This is a genomic window from Hydrogenophaga sp. RWCD_12, from assembly GCF_046604225.1.
In the GTDB taxonomy this organism is placed as follows: domain Bacteria; phylum Pseudomonadota; class Gammaproteobacteria; order Burkholderiales; family Burkholderiaceae_C; genus Hydrogenophaga.
Genome location: NZ_JBKIXC010000006.1, coordinates 32,746 through 52,713 on the forward strand (window position 1 = coordinate 32,746; position 19,968 = coordinate 52,713).

At 64.6% G+C, this 19,968-nt stretch carries 19 protein-coding genes; 12 read left to right on the top strand and 7 right to left on the bottom strand.

What is annotated here, in order from left to right; genetic code table 11:
* Positions 1 to 129: 129 nt before the first annotated feature.
* The 3 genes from ACLIJ1_RS21345 to ACLIJ1_RS21355 are packed head-to-tail and all read right to left on the bottom strand — an operon-like array spanning position 130 to position 2,107.
* Positions 130 to 822 (bottom strand): SPOR domain-containing protein, encoded by a 693-nt coding sequence (locus tag ACLIJ1_RS21345; RefSeq protein ID WP_411367580.1) that lies wholly within the window; start codon positions 820 to 822, stop codon positions 130 to 132.
* Entirely contained in the window at positions 816 to 1,613 is a 798-nt protein-coding gene (locus tag ACLIJ1_RS21350) for a biotin--[acetyl-CoA-carboxylase] ligase (protein WP_411367581.1), read from the bottom strand. Before ACLIJ1_RS21350 ends, ACLIJ1_RS21345 begins: the two co-directional genes overlap by 7 nt.
* Complete coding sequence (locus ACLIJ1_RS21355; protein WP_411367582.1) at positions 1,610 to 2,107, bottom strand: SET domain-containing protein; 498 nt, start codon at positions 2,105 to 2,107, stop codon at positions 1,610 to 1,612. The genes ACLIJ1_RS21350 and ACLIJ1_RS21355 overlap by 4 nt, the downstream gene beginning before the upstream one ends.
* 101 nt (positions 2,108 to 2,208) lie before the next feature.
* On the opposite strand from ACLIJ1_RS21355, the gene ACLIJ1_RS21360 reads away from it, so the two are divergent.
* On the top strand, positions 2,209 to 5,148 hold the full coding sequence (locus tag ACLIJ1_RS21360) for a DNA topoisomerase III (protein ID WP_411367583.1): 2,940 nt from the start codon (positions 2,209 to 2,211) through the stop codon (positions 5,146 to 5,148).
* 31 nt (positions 5,149 to 5,179) lie between these two features.
* Complete coding sequence (locus ACLIJ1_RS21365; RefSeq protein WP_411367584.1) at positions 5,180 to 5,830, top strand: glutathione S-transferase family protein; 651 nt, start codon at positions 5,180 to 5,182, stop codon at positions 5,828 to 5,830.
* 121 nt (positions 5,831 to 5,951) lie between these two features.
* Here the strand turns inward: ACLIJ1_RS21365 and ACLIJ1_RS21370 are convergent, their stop codons facing one another.
* From ACLIJ1_RS21370 to ACLIJ1_RS21380, 3 genes are read right to left on the bottom strand one after another with little or no spacing between them, the layout of a single operon-like run.
* Positions 5,952 to 7,421, bottom strand: a complete 1,470-nt coding sequence (locus ACLIJ1_RS21370) for a sensor histidine kinase N-terminal domain-containing protein (protein WP_411367585.1) — start codon at positions 7,419 to 7,421, stop codon at positions 5,952 to 5,954.
* 18 nt (positions 7,422 to 7,439) lie between these two features.
* Entirely contained in the window at positions 7,440 to 8,108 is a 669-nt protein-coding gene (locus ACLIJ1_RS21375) for a response regulator (RefSeq protein ID WP_411367586.1), read from the bottom strand.
* Positions 8,109 to 8,152: 44 nt separating this feature from the next.
* Positions 8,153 to 8,641 carry a MarR family transcriptional regulator gene (locus tag ACLIJ1_RS21380; protein ID WP_411367587.1) on the bottom strand — a complete coding sequence of 163 codons (489 nt, stop codon included), beginning with the start codon at positions 8,639 to 8,641 and terminating at the stop codon, positions 8,153 to 8,155.
* A 140-nt stretch (positions 8,642 to 8,781) separates the two neighbouring features.
* On the opposite strand from ACLIJ1_RS21380, the gene recA reads away from it, so the two are divergent.
* A complete protein-coding gene (gene recA / locus ACLIJ1_RS21385) occupies positions 8,782 to 9,879 on the top strand; it encodes a recombinase RecA (protein WP_411367588.1) in 1,098 nt (365 codons plus the stop codon).
* A gap of 8 nt (positions 9,880 to 9,887) precedes the next feature.
* Positions 9,888 to 10,337 carry a recombination regulator RecX gene (recX, locus tag ACLIJ1_RS21390; protein ID WP_411367589.1) on the top strand — a complete coding sequence of 150 codons (450 nt, stop codon included), beginning with the start codon at positions 9,888 to 9,890 and terminating at the stop codon, positions 10,335 to 10,337.
* 10 nt (positions 10,338 to 10,347) lie between these two features.
* Here recX and argC read toward each other — a convergent pair whose 3' ends face one another.
* Positions 10,348 to 11,271, bottom strand: coding sequence for an N-acetyl-gamma-glutamyl-phosphate reductase (gene argC / locus ACLIJ1_RS21395; protein WP_411367590.1), 924 nt, complete (start codon positions 11,269 to 11,271; stop codon positions 10,348 to 10,350).
* Positions 11,272 to 11,457: 186 nt separating this feature from the next.
* On the opposite strand from argC, the gene sucC reads away from it, so the two are divergent.
* The 8 genes from sucC (at position 11,458) to ACLIJ1_RS21435 (ending at position 19,966) form a co-directional block, all read left to right on the top strand.
* Positions 11,458 to 12,618: an ADP-forming succinate--CoA ligase subunit beta gene (gene sucC / locus ACLIJ1_RS21400; protein WP_411367591.1), complete on the top strand. Its 1,161-nt coding sequence runs from the start codon at positions 11,458 to 11,460 to the stop codon at positions 12,616 to 12,618.
* 16 nt (positions 12,619 to 12,634) lie between these two features.
* Entirely contained in the window at positions 12,635 to 13,528 is an 894-nt protein-coding gene (gene sucD / locus ACLIJ1_RS21405) for a succinate--CoA ligase subunit alpha (protein WP_411367592.1), read from the top strand.
* Between the two features lie 191 nt (positions 13,529 to 13,719).
* Positions 13,720 to 14,508, top strand: coding sequence for a Stp1/IreP family PP2C-type Ser/Thr phosphatase (locus ACLIJ1_RS21410; protein WP_411367593.1), 789 nt, complete (start codon positions 13,720 to 13,722; stop codon positions 14,506 to 14,508).
* A gap of 39 nt (positions 14,509 to 14,547) precedes the next feature.
* Positions 14,548 to 15,168 (top strand): FHA domain-containing protein, encoded by a 621-nt coding sequence (locus tag ACLIJ1_RS21415; RefSeq protein ID WP_411367594.1) that lies wholly within the window; start codon positions 14,548 to 14,550, stop codon positions 15,166 to 15,168.
* 55 nt (positions 15,169 to 15,223) lie between these two features.
* Complete coding sequence (locus ACLIJ1_RS21420; protein WP_411367595.1) at positions 15,224 to 17,455, top strand: CHASE2 domain-containing protein; 2,232 nt, start codon at positions 15,224 to 15,226, stop codon at positions 17,453 to 17,455.
* A 40-nt stretch (positions 17,456 to 17,495) separates the two neighbouring features.
* Entirely contained in the window at positions 17,496 to 18,299 is an 804-nt protein-coding gene (locus ACLIJ1_RS21425; protein ID WP_411367901.1) for a 3',5'-cyclic-nucleotide phosphodiesterase, read from the top strand.
* Between the two features lie 185 nt (positions 18,300 to 18,484).
* Entirely contained in the window at positions 18,485 to 19,087 is a 603-nt protein-coding gene (locus ACLIJ1_RS21430) for a pilin (RefSeq protein WP_411367596.1), read from the top strand.
* A 276-nt stretch (positions 19,088 to 19,363) separates the two neighbouring features.
* Complete coding sequence (locus ACLIJ1_RS21435) at positions 19,364 to 19,966, top strand: pilin (RefSeq protein WP_411367597.1); 603 nt, start codon at positions 19,364 to 19,366, stop codon at positions 19,964 to 19,966.
* Positions 19,967 to 19,968 lie beyond the last annotated feature (2 nt).

The window sequence follows — 19,968 nt, forward strand, 5'->3', positions numbered from 1 at the left end:
CCCTCCAGGGGGCATCACGTGCGGCCCGGCGAAGCCGGTTCCGCCGTGATTGCTGGATCGGGCACTTCGCGCCGGTTCAAGGGGCTTCTGGAAGGGGAAAAAAAGCCGCTGTTTTCACAGCGGCTTTTTTTATTCGCAGGGCTGGAGCTTCTTGCCGGCGAGGGCGTCGCCCAGGCCTTCGACGCTGCTGCGCTGTTCGTCGGTGATGGCGGGCAGGCGCAGGGTCATCGACACGACTTCGGGGCGCTCGACGGCGGCGCGGGCGCTGCGCACGCCCTTTTTCGCCACGTCCTTGAGCGCCTGCTGCACGGCCTCTTCGCTGGAGAAGGTGCCCAGCGCCAGCCCCGGGCCGATCGAGGGCAGGTTGACTTCGCGGAACTCGATCTTGAGGTCGCGCAACTCGCTCTTCTTCTTCTGCATCTGTTCGTCGTTGTAGCGGCCCATGTAGACCACCCAGCGTCCGGCGCTGTGGGCTTCGTTGAGCTGCCACTGGTCGGGCGCCAGACCGGTACCGGCCAGGGCGACGCGCAGGGCATCGGTCTGGGGCTGGGTGAAGCCGCCCACCTGCCAGCAGGCCTGTGCCGGCGCAGCGGCGGCTGCCTGCGCCTGGGGCGCTGCGGCTGCCTCCGCTGGTGCAGGGCCGGCCTTGTCTTCCCGCGCGCCATTGAGCAGGCGCAGCGACTGTGGTTCGATCTGCGCCTTCAGCCGCTCGGGTTCGCGCTGCTGTACCGGCGCCAGCCCCAGATCCGCCAGCGAACCCCGGCTCCAGGCGAAATAGGCCAGATTGGCCACGACCAGAAGGATGGCCAGGATTCTCAGCATGGGCGCACGCTCACTTCCGCACTGTGGACGGTCCGCAGCCCCTGGGCGGTCTGCACCCGCAGCGCACCCTGCGCGTCGACGCCTTCGGCTTGGCCGTCGGTGCCATCGGACAGCCGCACAGGGCGGCCCCGCAGCGCATCGCGCCCGCCGAAGCGGTCTGCAAACGGTGCGAAACCGCCGACACCGAAGTGCAGCACGTCGCGCACCAGGGCGGGCGCCACGAGCGCCAGCGCCTCGCCGGCGGTGACGCCCATCCGCACTTCCGACAGGCCGGCGGGCGGCATGGGCGCCATCGCGCCCGCCGTGGCGCTGGCGGTGACCACGCTGGCGTCCGGCCGGGCGATGTTGATGCCCACGCCGATCACCACGGTGCGTGGCGCCGCGGCGCCCTCGCCGCTGCCGGCCGTCTCGACCAGGATGCCGCCGAGCTTGCGCTCCTGCAGCCACAGGTCGTTGGGCCACTTCAGGCGCACGTCGGGGTGCAGGCTCTCGGCCAGGCTCACACCGACCGCCAGCGACAGGCCCGACCAGTCGGCCGGCGCCAGCGGCAGCGCCAATGAGAAGGTCAGCGACTGGCCCGGCTTGCTGTGCCAGCCCTTGCCCATGCGGCCGCGGCCGGCGGTCTGCTCCTCGGTGACCAGCAGCACCGGGTCGGCCAGCCCGTCGCGGGCGCGGCGCATCAGCTCGCTGCTGGTCGAATCGATGCTGGGCACCACCTCGACCGTGAAGGTCGGCAGCGCCGGCACGACTGCCTGCCAGATGGATTCGACGTGGGCGAGCAGGTCGGTCATCCGAGTTTCGTGGCTTTGCCACCGCGCTTGGGCGCCAGCAGCGTGCCACGGCAGTTCTTCGACCCGCACCAGCAGGGGTACTGGGCCTTGAGCTTGGGCGTGTAGGGCTCGTCGATCACCAGTCCGTAGTCGTAGAACAGCTCTTCGCCCGCGGCGATGTTGCGCAGCGTGCGGATGAAGACGCGGCCGTCGTCGGTCTCGGCCTCGCAGTTCGGCTCGCAGCTGTGGTTGATCCAGCGCGAGGAGTTGCCGCCGTACTTGGCGTCGATCACGTGTTCTTCGTCGATGTGGAAATAGAAGGTGTGGTTCGGGTCGGTGGGGTCGTGCGGGTGGCGGCGCAGCGCCTCGTCCCAGGTGATGACCTCACCCACGTACTCGATCACGGCTTCACCCTCGGCCAGATCGACCAGGGCGTACACGCCCTTGCCATGGACGCCCGAGCGGCGGGTCTGGATGCGGCGGGCAGGAGCAGTCTGGCGGGGTGTTTTCGACACGGGTGGAAATTTTGGTAAGGTTGTTTCATGCAGGTGCGCGCGTGTGTGTGCGTACCCATGCATGTGCGCGTGTACACGCGCGTGAAGCCCAAATTGTAGAGATGAACAAAACACTGGTCATTGCCGAGAAGCCATCCGTGGCCCAAGACATCGTGCGCGCGCTTACTCCTGTGGCGGGCAAGTTCGAGAAACACGATGACCACTTCGAGAACGACAGCTATGTCGTGACCTCTGCCGTGGGCCACCTGGTCGAGATCGCCGCGCCCGAGCAGTTCGACGTCAAGCGTGGCAAGTGGAGCTTCGCCCACCTGCCGGTGCTGCCGCCCTATTTCGAGCTCAAGCCCATCGACAAGACCAAGTCGCGCCTGTCGGCGGTGGTCAAGCTGGCCAAGCGCAAGGACGTGACGAAACTGATCAACGCCTGTGACGCGGGCCGCGAGGGGGAGCTGATCTTCCGCCTGATCGAGCAGTACGCCGGAGGCCTCAAGGGCGGCCAGTACCAGAGCCTGGGCAAGCCGGTGCAGCGCCTGTGGCTGCAGTCCATGACGCCAGCCGCCATCCGCGACGGCTTTGAGCACCTGCGCACCAATGAACAGATGCAGGGCCTGGCCGACGCGGCCCGCAGCCGCTCCGAGGCCGACTGGATGGTCGGGATCAACGGCACGCGCGCCATGACGGCCTTCAACTCACGCGACGGTGGTTTCTTCCTGACCACTGTGGGCCGGGTGCAGACGCCCACGCTGTCCATCGTGGTCGAGCGCGAAGAACAGATCCGTGCCCACCGCAGCCGCGACTACTGGGAAATCCACGCGTCATTCCTGGCCGAGGCCGGCGAGTACCCTGGCAAGTGGTTCGATCCGGCGTTCAAGAAGCCCACGGGCGACGATGCCGACGCCGACCTGCGCGCCGACCGCCTCTGGAACCACCGCGAGGCGCTGGCCATTGTCGAGGCGGTGCGTGGAAAGGCCGCCAGCGTCACCGAAGAGAGCAAGCCCACCACGCAGGCCAGCGGCCTGCTGTACGACCTGACCAGCCTGCAGCGCGAAGCCAACGGCCGCTTCGGCTTCTCGGCCAAGACCACGCTGCAGCTGGCGCAGAGCCTGTACGAGCGCCACAAGGCCCTGACCTACCCCCGTACCGATTCGCGCGCCCTGCCCGAGGACTACCTGGGCACGGTGAAGCAAACGTTTGAAATGCTGGCAGAAAGCGGCATGAAGCACCTGGCGCCGCACGCGCTGACGGCGCTCAACAACGGCTACATCAAGCCCAGCAAGCGCGTCTTCGACAACAGCAAGGTCTCGGACCACTTTGCCATCATCCCGACCCTGCAGGCGCCCAGCGGCCTGTCCGAAGCGGAGCAGAAGCTGTACGACCTGGTGGTGCGCCGCTTCCTGGCGGTTTTCTTCCCCAGCGCCGAGTTCATGGTGACCACCCGCATCAGCAAGGTGCTCAACCACCACTTCAAGACCGAAGGCAAGGTGCTCGTGAAGCCGGGCTGGATGGCGGTGTATGGCAAGGAAGCGGCCGAAGACGTCGAGGGCGCGAAAGAGGGCGACAAGGGCCAGAACCTGGTGCCGGTGCGCGAGGGCGAAACCGTGCGCACCGAGACCGTCGAGGCCAAGGGCCTGAAGACCAAGCCGCCGGCGCGTTACTCTGAAGCGACGCTGCTGGGCGCCATGGAAGGCGCGGGCAAGCTGATCGACGACGACGAGCTGCGCGAGGCCATGCAGGAGAAAGGCCTGGGCACGCCAGCGACGCGCGCGGCCACCATCGAAGGTCTGCTGACCGAGAAGTACATGCTGCGCGAAGGCCGCGAGATCATCCCCACGGCCAAGGCGTTCCAGCTCATGACGCTGCTGCGCGGGCTGGAGGTGGAAGAACTCTCCAAGGCCGAGCTGACCGGTGAATGGGAATACAAGCTGGCCCAGATGGAACACGGCAAGCTCAGCCGCAGCGCCTTCATGGCCGAGATCGCGCAGATGACCGAGCGCATGGTCAAGAAGGCCAAGGAATACGATCGCGACACGATTCCCGGCAACTACGCGACGCTGGAAACGCCCTGCCCGAACTGCGGCGGCGTGGTGAAGGAAAACTACCGCCGCTACGGCTGCACCGGCGCCGACGGCAACAGCGAGGGCTGCGGCTTCTCGTTCGGCAAGTCGCCGGCCGGTCGCACCTTCGAGCCGGAAGAGGCCGAACAGCTGCTGATGACCAAGAAGATCGGGCCGCTGGAAGGCTTCCGTTCCAAGGCAGGATGGCCTTTCGTGGCGGAGATCGTCATCAAGTTCAGCGAGGAAGACCAGAACTGGAAGCTTGAGTTCGACTTCGGCGACGACAAGAAGAACGAAGAGACCGGCGAGATCGTCGACTTCAGCGGCAGCGAGTCGCTGGGCGCCTGCCCCAAGTGCGGCGGCGCGGTGCACGAACATGGCGCCAACTATGTCTGCGAGAAGTCGGTGCCGACCATGGCACAGGCCACGCCGACGTGCGACTTCAAGAGCGGCAAGATCATCCTGCAGCAGCCGGTGGCGCGCGAGCAAATGAGCAAGCTGCTGGAGACCGGCAAGACCGACCTGCTCGACAAGTTCGTGTCGATGCGCACGCGCCGCGCGTTCAAGGCCTTCCTGGCCTGGGACAAGGAAGCGGGCAAGGTGAATTTCGAGTTCGAGCCGCGCACCAGCAAGTTCCCGCCGCGCAAGACCGCCGCCGGCGCGCCCGCCAAGGCGGCTCCCGTGAAGAAGGCCGCTGCCACCAGGAAGGCGCCCGCTGCGAAGAAAACCGCCGCACCCAAGGCGCCACGCAAGACCACCGCCGCCAGCGGCAAGCAGCCCAGCGCCGCGCTGGCCGCGGTGATCGGCAGCGAGGCCGTGTCGCGCCCGGAGGCGACGAAAAAGCTGTGGGACTACATCAAGGCCAACGGCCTGCAGGACGCGGCCGACAAGCGCAAGGTCAACGCCGACGCCAAGCTCGAACCCGTGTTTGGCAAGCCGCAGGTGACGATGTTCGAGATTGCCGGCGTCCTTGGAAAGCACCTGAGCTGAAGACAACAATCCAAGACAGGAGACACGCTCCATGAGCCTCAAACTCTTCTTCGCCCCCGGCGCCTGTTCCTTCGTGCCGCACGCCATGCTGGAGCTGTCCGGTGTGGCGTTCGAGCCGACGCTGGTGAAGCTGCACAAGGGCGAGCAGCGCAGTCCCGAATACCTGGCCATGAACCCGCGAGGCCAGGTGCCGGTGCTGGTGGACGATGGCGAAGTCATCACGCAGATCGTCGCCATCCTGCTGCACCTGGACGCCAGGCTGCCGCAGGCCGGCATCCTGCCCGCGTCTGGTCTGGCGCGCACGCGGGCGCTGTCCACGCTGGCCTGGATGAACAACACGGTGCACCCGACCTTCACGCACGTGTTCATGCCGCAGAAGTTCACGGACGACGAGGCCGCACAGAAGGCCATTCGCGCGTTCGCCGCGAGCAGCTACCGCGGTCTGCTGGGTGAGATCGAAGCGATGGCGGAGAAGGCCGCCCCCTGGCTGTGTGGAGACCAGCCGACCGTGCTGGACGCCTACGCCCTGACGCTGCTGCGCTGGGGCGGTATTGCCGGTGTCGACCCGACCTCGATGCCCGCGACCTGGGACCTGGCTCAGCGCTTTGCCGCCCTGCCGGCGGTGGCCCGCGTCATCGAACGCGAACGCCTGCAACTCAACGTTTACCAGCCGTCCGCCTGAGCGCGACCCGCGCCGCGGCAGAGCGCCGGGGGCAACGGGCCAGCCGCCGGGCCGCTCCCAAGGCAGGCCCAGCCCCTTCGGGGGCAGCGAGCCGCGCAGCGGCGCAGCGTGGGGGCAGGATCTATTCGTTGGTGGGCCGGCGCGGGGCGAAGCGGATCGACACCTGCAGGCCGCGCCGCGGGCTCTCCGGGTGGGCATCTTCCATCATCACCACCGCCCCGTGCTGCTGGGCGATCTCGTGCACGATCGCCAGTCCCAGACCTGAGCCGTCGACGTTGGTGCCCAGCGCACGGTAGAACGGCTGCAGCACCAACTCGCGCTCGTTCTCGGGGATGCCCGGGCCGTTGTCTTCGACCTGGAGGATCTGCACGCCACTGAAACGGTCGAACAGCACCCGGGCCGTCACCACACCACCCTGTCCGCTGTAGTTGATCGCGTTGTCGACCAGGTTGCGCGTCATCTCCTGCAGCAGCGTCGGGTTGCCGTCCATCAGGCAGATGGCCGGCATCTCGTCCGGGCCTTCGTAACCCAGGTCGGTGCCGTGTTCGAGTGCCCTCGGCACCGAGTCCCGTACCACCCCGGTCACCAGCTGCGCCAGATCGATCTGAGCGGTCGGCAAGGCACGGCCCGTGGTTTCGGCGCGGGCCAGCGCCAGCAGCTGGTTGACGGTGTGGGTGGCACGCTTGCTCGATCGTGCGATCTGCTGCAGCGAACTGCGGATGTCCTGCGGGTTCGACTCGCGCTGTGCGAGTTCGGCCTGCATGCGCAGTCCCGCCAGCGGGGTCTTGAGCTGGTGCGCCGCGTCGGCCAGGAAGCGCTTCTGCGTCGTCAGCGACACCTTCAGCCGCGTGAGCAGGTCGTTGATCGAAGACACCAGCGGCGCCACCTCCTGCGGAATGAACGATTCCTCGATCGGACTCAGGTCGTCGGGCTTGCGGGCGCGGATCTTCTGCTCCAGTTCCGACAGCGGCCGGATGCCGCGCACCAGCGCCAGCCAGACCAGCAGCACCGCCAGCGGCAGGATGACGAACTGCGGCACCATCACGCCCTTGATGATTTCGGTCGCCAGCGTCGAGCGCTTGCCCTTGGTCTCGGCCACCTGCATCAGCACCAGATGGCTCGGGTCGCGGTGCCGCTCCAGCCAGGTATAGGCCACGCGCACCGCATCACCGTGCACGACATCGTCGCGCAGCATGACGCGGCCAGCGGTCGGCACGTCGCTGTCCGAGGGGGTGGGGAACTCGGGTTCGCCGCTGAGCACGCCCTGGCGCGGGTCCATCAGCTGGTAGAACACCAGATCGCTGTCGTCGGCGCGCAGCAGGTCGCGCGCCTGTGGTGTGAGATTGAAACTGACCTTGTCGTCCTTGGTGACGACGAACTGGGTCAGGGCCTGGAGGTTGAACTCCAGTGCGCGGTCAAACGGCTTGCTGGCGATGCCCTGCGCGACGAACCAGGTCAGGGCCAGCGACAGCGGCCACAGCAGCAGCAGTGGCGTGAGCATCCAGTCCAGGATCTCGCCGAACAGGCTGCGCTGTTCGCGCTGGAACAGGCCGAAGGTGATGCGCTCGCTGTCGTGCTTCTCGTCGGCCATGTCGGTGGCGGAGGGGCCTCAGATCTTTTCGAGGCAGTAGCCCAGGCCGCGCACGGTGGCGATGCGGATCGGCCCCTTCTCGATCTTCTTGCGCAGGCGGTGGATGTAGACCTCGATGGCGTTGTTGCTCACCTCTTCGCCCCACTCGCACAGCCGCTCGACCAGCTGGTCTTTGCTGACCAGCCGTCCGGCGCGCTGCAGCAGCACTTCGAGCAGGCCCAGTTCGCGCGCCGAGAGTTCGACCATCTTGCCGTCGATGGTGGCCACGCGGCCGGCCTGGTCGTAGACCAGCGGGCCATGCTTGATGGTGGAACTGGCGCCGCCCATGCCGCGGCGGGTCAGGGCGCGCACGCGCGCTTCGAGTTCCTGCAGCGAGAACGGCTTGGCCATGTAGTCGTCGGCGCCGTAGTCCAGGCCCTTGACGCGCTCTTCGATGCTGTCGGCGGCGGTCAGGATCAGCACCGGCAGTGTGGAGCCGCGCGAACGCAGACGCTTGAGCACCTCCAGCCCGTGCAGCTTGGGCAGGCCCAGGTCGAGGATCAGCAGGTCGAACTCGTTGTTGGTCATCAGGGCCGCGTCGGCTTCGCTGCCGGTGGCCACATGGTCGACCGCGGCGCCGGCCGCCCGCAGACTGCGCAACAGGCCATCGGCGAGGACCTGGTCGTCTTCGGCAATCAGGATGCGCATGCTTGTCTCCTAGCGTGTTCTTGGTTCATTGTAGGTGGCGCGTCTCATCTTGAAGCATACGCTTCCAGGCCCAGCGCCACGACGGTGGCAACGTCATCCCCGACCAGGCCGCGGAACTCCGATTCCGCCCGTGCCACCGCCAGCCGGAACGCCTCCAGCCACAGCAGGCCGTTGTCGGTGAACACGATACGGCGCGCCCGCGCATCCAGCGGATCGGGCTCTCGCCGCACCAGGTCCCAGGCTTCGCACTGCGTCACGAGTTCGCCCATCGCCTGCTTGCTCATGCCCGCGCTGGCCGCCAGGTCGGTCAGGCGCGAGCCTTTGACGGCGAGGTGGCGCGTGATGTGGATGTGGGCCGCGCCGATCTGCTCGCGCGCCGCCAGGTTGGACAGCGCCAGCGGCACATTGGCGTCGTGTGCCATCAGGAACAGCACGCGCTCGTCGAAGCGGCGCAGCGCCTGGCCCAGAACGCGCCCGAGATGGGTGGCGCGCCAGCGGTCGTCGGCGGTGGCGGAGGGCGATGGTTCGGTCATGCCAAATGGTAAGGCAAACTGACCATATTTTGGCTTGTATGAAATCAATCCGACGATAAACTCCTGTTCAAGCATCCAGCCTGTACATAAATCCACAGACTGAAAGCCAGTACCCACTTTCACACTCAGGAGCACCCAACATGGACGCAGTCGTCAACACCGAAAAAGCCAAGGCCCTGCAGGCCGCCCTCGCCCAGATCGAAAAGCAGTTCGGCAAGGGCACGATCATGCGGCTGGGCGAAGGCGAGGTCATCGAAGACATCCAGGTCGTCTCCACCGGCTCGCTGGGGCTGGACATCGCGCTGGGCGTCGGCGGCCTGCCGCGCGGCCGGGTGATCGAGATCTACGGTCCGGAGTCCTCGGGCAAGACCACGCTGACGCTGCAGGTCATCGCCGAGATGCAGCGCCTGGCCGGCACCTGTGCCTTCGTCGACGCCGAACACGCGCTGGACACCGCCTACGCGCAGAAACTGGGCGTGAACCTGCAGGAGCTGCTGATCAGCCAGCCCGACACCGGTGAGCAGGCGCTGGAGATCGTGGACTCGCTGGTGCGCTCCGGCGCGGTCGACCTGGTGGTCGTGGACTCGGTGGCGGCGCTCACGCCCAAGGCGGAAATCGAGGGCGAAATGGGCGACTCGCTGCCCGGCCTGCAGGCCCGCCTGATGAGCCAGGCCCTGCGCAAGCTCACCGCGACCATCAAGAAGACCAACTGCACAGTCATCTTCATCAACCAGATCCGCATGAAGATCGGCGTGATGTTCGGCAGCCCCGAAACCACGACCGGCGGCAATGCGCTGAAGTTCTATGCCTCGGTCCGTCTGGACATCCGCCGCACCGGCACCATCAAGAAGGGCGAGGAGGCGATCGGCAACGAAACCAAGGTCAAGGTGGTGAAGAACAAGGTGGCGCCGCCGTTCAAGACGGCCGAGTTCGACATCCTGTTCGGTGAAGGCATCAGCCGCGAAGGCGAGATCCTGGACCTGGGTGTGGTGCACCGGGTGATCGAGAAGTCGGGCGCCTGGTACGCCTACAACGGCGAGAAGATCGGCCAGGGCCGCGACAACGCGCGCGAGTTCCTCAAGGAGAACCCCGAGTTGCGCGTCGAGATCGAGAACAAGGTGCGCGACGAGCTGGGTGTCCCGCTGCTGCCGGTCGACGCGTCGGCCCAGGAAGCCGCTGCACCGGCCGCCAAGGGCAAGAAGGCCAAGGCCGCCGCCGAAGCCGAGGCCGCTGAATAAGCCCGGCGGTGGGGTTCGACAAGATCTCGCTCAAGGGTCGCGCGCTGCGGCTGCTGGCCGGGCGGGAGCACTCCCGCGCCGAGCTGGAGAAGAAGCTGGCGCCCCACGAAGAGGAGCCTGGCGAACTGCAGCGCGCTCTCGACGAATTGCAGGCCAAGGGGTTCATCAGCGACCGGCGGGTGGTCGAGTCGGTGATCCACCGCCGCGGCGCCCGGCTGGGCGCCAGCCGTGTCAAGCAGGAACTGCAGGCCAAGGGCATCAGCCTCGACTGCATGGCGGACGCGCTGGAGAGTCTGCGCGGTACCGAGTTGCAGCGTGCCCGCGAGGTCTGGCGCAAGAAGTTTGGCGAGCCGGCCGCCGACCCGGCAGGGCGCGCCAGGCAGATGCGCTTTCTCGCTTCGCGCGGCTTTGGCGCCGAAGCGATTCGGCGCGTCGTGGCCGGGAACGAGGACGACTGAGTCGGTGGGGTTAAACCCCCAGCATGAGCTGCAGGTTCTGCACGGCGGCGCCGCTGGCGCCCTTGCCCAGGTTGTCCAGACGCGCGATCACGACGGCTTGGCGGTGTGCTTCATTGGCGAACACGCGCAACTCCAGCTTGTTGGTGTCGTTCAGCGCGGTGGCATCCAGCTTGCCGTCGGCGGTCGCCGGCAACACACTGACCCAGCCGCCAGCAGCGACGCTGGCCGCGTAGTGCGCCACCAGCGCATCGTGCAGCTCGCTGGCCTTGGGGCTTCCCGGCAATTCGTCCAGATGCAGCGGCAACTGCACCAGCATGCCCTGGCGGAAATTGCCCACGGCCGGGATGAAGACGGGACGGCGGGCCAGGCCGGTGTAGCGCTGGATTTCGGGAATGTGCTTGTGCGCCAGACCCAGCGCGTAGGCTTCGTGCAGCGGTGCGGTGCCGGCTTCATATGCCTCGATCATGCTGCGGCCGCCGCCCGAGTAGCCGCTGACCGAAGGCAGCGACATCGGGAAGTCCTTGGGCAGCAGGCCGGCGTCCACCAGCGGGCGCAGGATTGCGATGGCACCGGTGGCGTAACACCCTGGATTGGCGACGCGGTCGGCCTTTTGCACAGCCTCGCGCTGGCCAGCACTCAGTTCGGGAAAGCCGTAGGCCCAGCCGTCGTTGCAGCGGTGGGCGGTCGACGCGTCGATGATGCGCGGCTTGTGGCCGGGCAGACTGTCGATCATGGCCACCGACTCGATCGCCGCATCGTCGTGCAGACACAGGATCACCAGGTCCGCTTCTGCCATCAGGGCCTTCTTGGCTTCGGGGTCCTTGCGGCGCTCGGGAGCGATGCTCAGCAATTCGACGGCGGGCATCTGCTGCAGCCGTTCGCGGATCTGCAGGCCCGTGGTGCCGGCTTCGCCGTCGATGAAGATCTTGGCCATGGCGGGGTCCTCTTTTGTCAGTTGGGATTCAGCGACCGGATCCTATAATTATGCATTATGTGAGCGGCCACTCACCTGTTTGGTGCGTCGCAACATGATACAGTCGTCGGTTGCCGTGTCCACAAGCCCGCGCACCGGCTGTGCCATTTGGCCGGATCGAACAACCCCCAGTCCGAGAGAGACCTCATGAAGATTCACGAGTACCAAGGCAAGGAAATCTTGCGTCAGTTTGGTGTGCCGGTTCCGCGCGGAATTCCCGCGTTCACGGTGCAGGAAGCCGTTGAAGCCGCACAAAAGCTTGGTGGCCCGGTCTGGGTGGTGAAGGCCCAGATTCACGCGGGTGGCCGTGGCAAGGGTGGCGGTGTGAAGGTCGCCAAGTCGATCGACGATGTGAAGGCGCGCGCTTCGGAAATCCTGGGCATGCAGCTCAAGACCCACCAGACTGGTCCTGAAGGCCAGAAGGTCCGCCGCCTGTACATCGAAGACGGCGCCGACATCAAGAACGAACTGTACGTCTCGCTGGTCACCGACCGCGCGACGCAGAAGGTGGCCCTGATCGCATCCAGCGAAGGCGGCATGGACATCGAGGAAGTGGCGCACTCCACGCCCGAGAAGATCATCACCGAGATGATCGACCCGCTGACCGGCATCACCGAAGCACAGTCGCGCAAGGTCGCAGCCGCCATCGGCCTGACCGGCGCTTCCATTGATCAGGCGGTCGACATCTTCGCCAAGATCTACAAGTGCTACATGGACACCGACGCGTCCCTGGTCGAGATCAACCCCCTGAACTGCGACTCCAAGGGCAACCTGATGGCCCTGGACGCGAAGTTCAACTTCGATTCCAACGCGCTGTTCCGCCACCCCGAGATCGTGGCGTTCCGCGATCTGGACGAAGAAGATCCGGCAGAAATCGAAGCCTCCAAGTTCGACCTGGCCTACATCTCCCTGGACGGCAACATCGGCTGTCTGGTGAACGGCGCCGGCCTGGCCATGGCCACCATGGACACCATCAAGCTGTTCGGCGGCGAGCCGGCCAACTTCCTGGACGTGGGCGGCGGCGCCACCGCCGAGAAGGTCACCGAAGCCTTCAAGATCATGCTCAAGAACACCAAGGTCAAGGGCATCCTGGTCAACATCTTCGGCGGCATCATGAAGTGCGACACCATCGCCACCGGCGTGATCACCGCCTGCAAGGCGACCAACCTCAGCGTGCCGCTGGTGGTGCGCATGAAGGGCACCAACGAAGAGCTGGGCAAGAAGCTGCTGGCCGAATCCGGCCTGCCAATCATCGCCGCCGACACCATGGCCGAAGCCGCGACCAAGATCGTCGCCGCCGTCAAATAAGCCCGGAGAAGAAACCATGTCGATCTACATCAACAAAGACACCAAGGTCATCACCCAGGGCATCACGGGCAAGACCGGTCAGTTCCACACCGAGAAGTGCCAGGAATACGCGAACGGCAAGAACTGCTTCGTGGCCGGCGTGAACCCGAAGAAGGCCGGCGAGTCGATCTTCAACATCCCGATCTACTCAACCGTCAAGGAAGCCGCCCAACAGACCGGCGCCACCGTGTCGGTGATCTACGTGCCGCCGGCCGGCGCCGCCGCCGCCATCTGGGAAGCCGTTGAGGCCGATCTGGACCTGGCCGTCTGCATCACCGAAGGCATTCCGGTCAAGGACATGCTGGAAGTGCGCAACAAGATGAAGGCCAAGGAAGCCGCCGGTGGGAAGAAGACCCTGCTGCTGGGCCCCAACTGCCCCGGCCTGATCACGCCCGACGAGATCAAGATCGGCATCATGCCCGGCCACATCCACCGCAAGGGCCGCATCGGCGTCGTGTCCCGTTCGGGCACGCTGACCTATGAAGCCGTTGCGATGCTGACCGAAGTCGGCCTGGGCCAGTCCAGCGCCGTCGGCATCGGTGGCGACCCGATCAACGGTCTCAAGCACATCGACGTGATGAAGGCCTTCAACGACGATCCTGACACCGACGCCGTCATCATGATCGGCGAAATTGGTGGCCCGGACGAAGCCGAAGCCGCCCAGTGGTGCAAGGCCAACATGAAGAAGCCGATCGTCGGCTTCATCGCTGGCGTGACCGCGCCTCCCGGCAAGCGCATGGGCCATGCCGGCGCGCTGATCTCCGGCGGTGCCGACACGGCCGATGCCAAACTGGCCATCATGGAAGAGTGTGGTTTCATCATCACGCGCAACCCTTCCGAGCTGGGCAAGCTGCTCAAAGCACAGCTCTGAGGCTGGCTTCCTCTCTGAAGAGAATGAACAAAGGCAACGCTCGCGTTGCCTTTGTTTTTTGAGGAAGGTGCTACTTGTGCACAGCCTGGTGCGAATATCCGCAGGCAACGGTCGGGACTGTCCCGATTCGTGACAAATGTCGCGACGGACAGGCACCTCAAGCCCCGTTTCAGGCTATAAAACCGATCTACATGATTTTTGAGTACTACAGCCAGACCGACCCCGGGTTGATTCGTGAAAACAACGAAGACTCGGTTTCGCTCGACACCGCCAATCAAGTGGTGGTGTTGGCCGACGGCATGGGTGGGTACAACGCCGGCGAGGTGGCCAGCGCCATGGCCACCAGCTTCATCCACACCGAGCTGGGGCGTTGGATCGGCGAGGGGGGGCAGGAAGCACCGGTGCGCGAACTCAAGCGCGCGATGGAAATCTGCGTCGACAACGCCAACCGCTCCATTTTCAACGCAGCCAATTCCAACCCGCTGTATGCGGGCATGGGAACCACCCTGGTGATGGGTGTCTTTCAGGGAACGCGGGCGATGATTGGCCACGTCGGCGATTCGCGCTGCTACCGATTGCGCGGCAATACCCTGCAGCAAATCACCCGGGACCATTCCCTGTTGCAGGAGCAGATCGACGCGGGACTGATTTCGCTCGAGCAGGCGCAGTTCGCCACGCACAAGAATCTCGTGACCCGCGCATTGGGTGTGGAAGACACCGTGTTGCTCGAAGTGAACGAATTCCGGGTGGAAGACGGCGACCTGTACCTGTTCTGTTCCGACGGGTTGAGCGACATGGTTCCGGATCCCCGGATTGCCGCGATCCTCATGGAAGACGCACCACTGGATCAGATCGGGCGGACGCTGGTCGAGGACGCCAATGGCTGTGGTGGGCGCGATAATATTTCGGTGATACTGGCACTGGCCCGGGCCAAGCCGGTCCGCAGGGGTTTGTTGTCGCGTATGCTCGGACAGCAGTAATCAATTAGTTTCGTTTCCAAGGTTCCACAGGAGTCGGCCATGCCGAAAATGATCGTTTCCATCGATGGCGTTGTCATCAAGGAGGTGCAGCTCACGAAAGACCGCACCACCCTGGGCCGTCGTCCATACAACGACATCGTCATCGACAACCTGGCGGTCAGTGGTGAGCATGCCGTGATGCAGATGTCTGGCGCCGAGGTGTTCCTCGAAGACCTCAACAGCACCAATGGCACTTACGTCAACGGCAAGGCGATCAAGAAACAGCAGCTGCAGAACGGCGACACGGTCGAGATCGGCAAGTACAAAATCAAGTTCGTGCACGACGGTGCGTCCGACGGTCACGAAAAGACGACGGTGATCAATTCCGGCGCCGTGGTAGGGGCTGAACCCGCCATGGTGGGCAACGCGGCCATCCGAGTGATGTCTGGCGCGGCTGCAGGCCGCGAGGTGCCTCTGGTCAAGGTGGTCACCACCATCGGCAAGCCTGGGGTGGCGGTGGCGGCCATCACGCGCCGGCCGCACGGCTATGTGGTGGCGCTGGTCGAGGGTGCGGTCAAACCGACCATCAACGGCACCGCCCTGACCACCGAAGCGGTGAACCTGCACAACGGCGACCTGATCGAGCTGGCCGGCACGCAGATGCAGTTCGTGCAGTCCTGACCGGATGTACCCGCAGGCGCGCTGAACGGGTGCCTGCCTCTTCCCGCGACGTTTCATGCAGGCGCTGAGCAGACACGGCCCCCGTGTGGCCGTCACGCTGCTGCCCTTGCTGTTCGCTTTGTTGCACGTGGTCGGCGTGCTGCCTCTGGGCATCCTGCAGCGCCTGGACCACATCATTTACGACGCGCGTCTGCGCTGGACCATGCCGGGGACGCTGGATCCACGGATCGTGATCGTTGATGTGGACGAGAAAAGCCTTGCCGAAATCGGTCAATGGCCCTGGCCGAGGGACCGCATGGCCGAGCTGGTTGACCAGCTGTTCGTGCAGCAAAGCGTGGCGCTGGTGGGCTTCGACACGGTGTTTGCCGAAGCGGATCGCAGCACGGGGCTGCCCCAGCTGGAGCGGCTGGTCCGGCAGGAACTTCGCGACCAGCCGGGATTTGCCGATCAGCTGAACCGGCTGCGGCCCCAGCTGGATCACGACCAGCGTTTGGCCAATGCCTTGCGCGGGCGGCCAGTGGTCATGGGCTACTACTTCTCCAGTGAGGCACAGGCGCGTGCGTCCGGGCAGTTGCCGGCGCCGGCCTGGCGCAAGGAGAGCCAGGCCGGTGGTCATATCCAGGCCCTTCACTGGACCGGCTATGGCGCCAACATCGCGCCGTTGGCCGAGGCGGCTCCGGCGGCGGGCTTCTTCAACACCGTGCCGGGCAACGATGGCGTGGTCCGTTCCCTGCCCCTGATGGCCGAATACCAGGGTGCCTACTACGAGTCACTGGCCCTGGCCATGTACCGGTTGTGGTTGGGACAGCCGGCCATTGAACCCGGGTCTCTGGTCAGTGGTGAACCGGCACCGGGCAGTCTGGTGCTGCGCTCCGACAAGGGGAGCCAGAAGATCCCGGTCGACGACCACCTGACGGCGCTGCTGCCGTTTCGGGGGAATGGTGGGCCGCAGGGCGGATCGTTCCGCTATGTCTCGGCTGGGGATGTGCTTTCCGGCCGTTTGGCCAAGGGAGAACTGGGGGGGCGAATGGTGCTGATTGGCACCACCGCGCCCGGCCTGCTTGATCTGCGGGCGACGCCGGTGGGAGAGGCCTACCCGGGCGTGGAGACGCATGCCAACCTGATTTCCGGCCTGCTGGACCGGCGCCTGATCAGCAAACCCGATTACGCCGCTGGCTACGAAGCCGTGCTGATGTTGCTGGCCGGACTGTTGCTCGCGCTCGGGTTGCCGCTGCTCAGTGCAACCCGGGCCGTCGTACTGAGCATCGGGGTGATCGGTGCGGTGGTTGGCCTGAACACCTGGCTGTATGTGGCCCACGGGCTGGCTCTGCCCATGGCCACCACGCTGGTCATGGCGGGCTTGGCCTTCGTGGTGAACATGAGCTACGGCTACCTGGTCGAGAGCCGGGCCAAGCGCGAGCTGGCGCAGCTGTTTGGCACCTACGTGCCGCCCGAGTTGGTCGACGAGATGGTCAAGGATCCGGACCGCTACAGCATGACCGCCACCACCCGGGAGATGACGGTCATGTTCTGCGACATGCGTGGATTCACCGCCAGCGCGGAGACGATGTCGCCCACGCAGTTGCAGGAACTGCTCAACATGGTGTTCAGCCGCCTGACCCACGTCATCCGCAGCCACCGCGGCACGATCGACAAGTACATGGGCGACTGCGTGATGGCGTTCTGGGGGGCGCCGGTCGACACGGCCGAGCACGCCACGCTGGCTGTGCGGGCGGCGTTGGGCATGTCGCAGGAAATCGAGCGCATCAATGCCGATCGCCAGAATGCCGGGTTGCCGGACATTGCAGTCGGCATCGGTCTGAACACCGGCGAAATGTGCGTCGGTGACATGGGGTCCGACGTGCGCCGCAGTTACACCGTCGTCGGCGATGCGGTCAATCTGGGGTCGCGACTGGAAGGTCTGTCCAAGCACTACGGTGTGTCGATCGTTGCCAGCGAAACCACCCGCCGCAAGGCACCCGGCTTCGTCTGGCAGGAACTGGATCTGGTGCGGGTCAAGGGCAAGGCGCAGGCGGTGGCGATCCACACGCCGCTGGCGGCTGGCGTGCCCGACACGGCCCTGGCCGAAGAGCTGCACCAGTGGCAACTGGTGCGCAAAGCCTGGAGGACACGAGACTGGGGTGCGTGCGAAACCCATCTGGGGGAACTGCGCGCGAGAAATGCCAAAAAAGTCCTTTACCGGCTCTATACCGAACGGGTAGGCTCCATGAAGCAGTCTCCGCTGCCCCAGGACTGGGATGGTGCGAGTTCGTTCGATACCAAATAACGGGCAGACCGCCTTCTCAGACCAACCGACGGGAATATCGATGCGGGTACGTGTGCTGGGTTGCTCAGGTGCCATTGCCCATGGCTGCCGGACCACCTCCTTTTTGCTGGACGACGACGTCCTGGTCGATGCCGGCACGGGCGTCGGAGACCTCAGCCTGGAGGAAATGGCCCGCATCGACCATGTCCTGCTGACCCATTCCCATCTCGACCATGTGGCCAGCTTGCCGCTGATGCTGGATGCCGTTGCGGCCCAGCGTCTGGCGGCCGGCGCTCCGCCACTGACGGTTCATGCGCTGCCCGGCACCATTTCCGCCCTGCAGATCCATGTCTTCAACAACCTGATCTGGCCCGACTTCGCGGCCATTCCCAGTGTGGAAACCCCGCTGATGCGCTTTGTGCCGATCACCGTCGGGGAGCAGCTTCTGGTGGGTGGCAAGCGGGTGGAGGTGCTGCCGGCGGTACATACCGTCCCGGCGGTGGGCTATGCGGTGGACAGCCCGAGCGGGCACTGGGTATTCAGCGGCGACACCGAGCGCAATCCTGCCTTCTGGAAACGCATCAACCGCCTTGATGTCGCGCTGCTCATCATCGAGACGGCGTTCAGCGACCGGGAAAAGGCCCTGGCCCAGCGCAGCCTGCATCTGTCCCCCAGCACGCTGGCCGAGGAGTTGGATCAGATCGATCGCGAGCGGCGCTTTCCGATCTACATCACCCACACCAAGCCGGCCGAAACCGGCCTGATCATGGATGAGATCCGGCGCTTCGACGAGACGCCCAACCGCGCCTCGGATGTCCGCCACGACATCCGCTGGCTGAGTGCCGGACAGACCTTTGACCTTTGACAATTTTTGCTCATCGAACTGTCGATGACAAAAATTGTCAGTAGCCGCTGGTCACGCGGGACACAAATCGTCACTGGCCACCAGCTAAGCGTGAAAAAGCGCTCGAAAACGCAGCCAGTTCTGCCTGGCACGCTCTCTGCTGAGGTGTAGTCGTTCCAACCCACAAACCCCTCAAGGAGTTTTCAATGAAGCGTTCCCTGCAAAAAGGTTTCACCCTGATCGAACTGATGATCGTGGTGGCCATCATCGGTATTCTGGCTGCGGTCGCTCTGCCCGCTTACCAGGACTACACGGTTCGTGCAAAGATCTCTGAAGGCGTGATCGCCGGTTCAGCCGCCAAGGGTGTGCTGAGCGAAGCGTTCCAGTCCGACGGTGTTACAGGCCTCGATGGTGCAGCCACTGCCATCAACGCCACGCCGTTTGCCCAGAAGCAGTCCAAGTACGTCATGAACTATTGCGTTTACAACAACGCGCAAGGCGGCGCTCCCACGGCAGCCAACTGCCCGGCATTCGCTCCGGGCGCCGCCAACTGGGTTGTTTCGGTGGCTTTGGCTGCTACTGCCGGTAACGGTATTCCCACCAACCTGAACGGATTCACGTTCAATCTGGCTCCGAACGTGCAAAACGCCGGCGTGTTTGGTGTGCCGGTCGCCGCCTCACAAGGTGCAGTGGACTGGGCTTGCACCTCCGCCACGAACGTGGCCTCCACTGGGCGCGCGCTGACCAACAACCAGGTTCCTGCAGCCAATCCAGTTCCGGCCAAGTTCATGCCTTCTGAGTGCCGTTGATCTGCCACGTATTTCAATCATCAGAAAGAGCGCTTCGGCGCTCTTTTTTGGTTTAGTGCTTCGATGGCTTTATCAACGGTTTGTATCTTGGCTAAGGTCGTGAGTGACAGTTCAGCACATGGTGACAAGAGTTGTCACTCGTCGAGGGCGATAGTGCCGGAAATAGTCACCTTCTGGTCGGAAAGAATCGAAAATTCTCTAATATGAGTCTCATTTGACTGGCACGCTCTGTGCATTGATCTCGTACCGTTCAACTAAGCCGTCTTGGAGAGTGTTATGAATCGTTCCCTGCAAAAAGGTTTCACCTTGATCGAACTGATGATCGTGGTGGCCATCATCGGTATTCTGGCTGCTGTGGCTCTGCCCGCTTACCAGGACTACACGGTGCGTGCAAAGATCTCTGAAGGCGTGATCGCCGGTTCGGCCGCTAAGGGTGTGCTGAGCGAAGCGTTCCAGTCCGACGGTGTTACAGGCCTCGATGGTGCTGCCGCTGCCATCAACGCCATCCCGTTTGCCCAGAAGCAGTCCAAGTACGTCATGAACTATTGCGTTTACAACAACGCGCAAGGCGGCGCTCCCACGGCAGCTAACTGCCCGGCATTCGCTCCGGGCGCTGCCAACTGGGTAGTCTCTGTTGCGTTGGCAGCAACTGCTGGCAATGGCATTCCCACTAACCTGAACGGCTTTACGTTCAATCTGGCTCCGAACGTGCAAAACGCTGGTGTGTTTGGCGTGCCGGTCGCCAGCGCACAAGGCGCAGTGGACTGGGCTTGCACATCCGCCACGAATGTGGCCTCCACTGGGCGCGCGCTGACCAACAACCAGGTTCCTGCAGCCAATCCTGTTCCAGCGAAGTTTATGCCTTCAGAATGCCGTTGAAT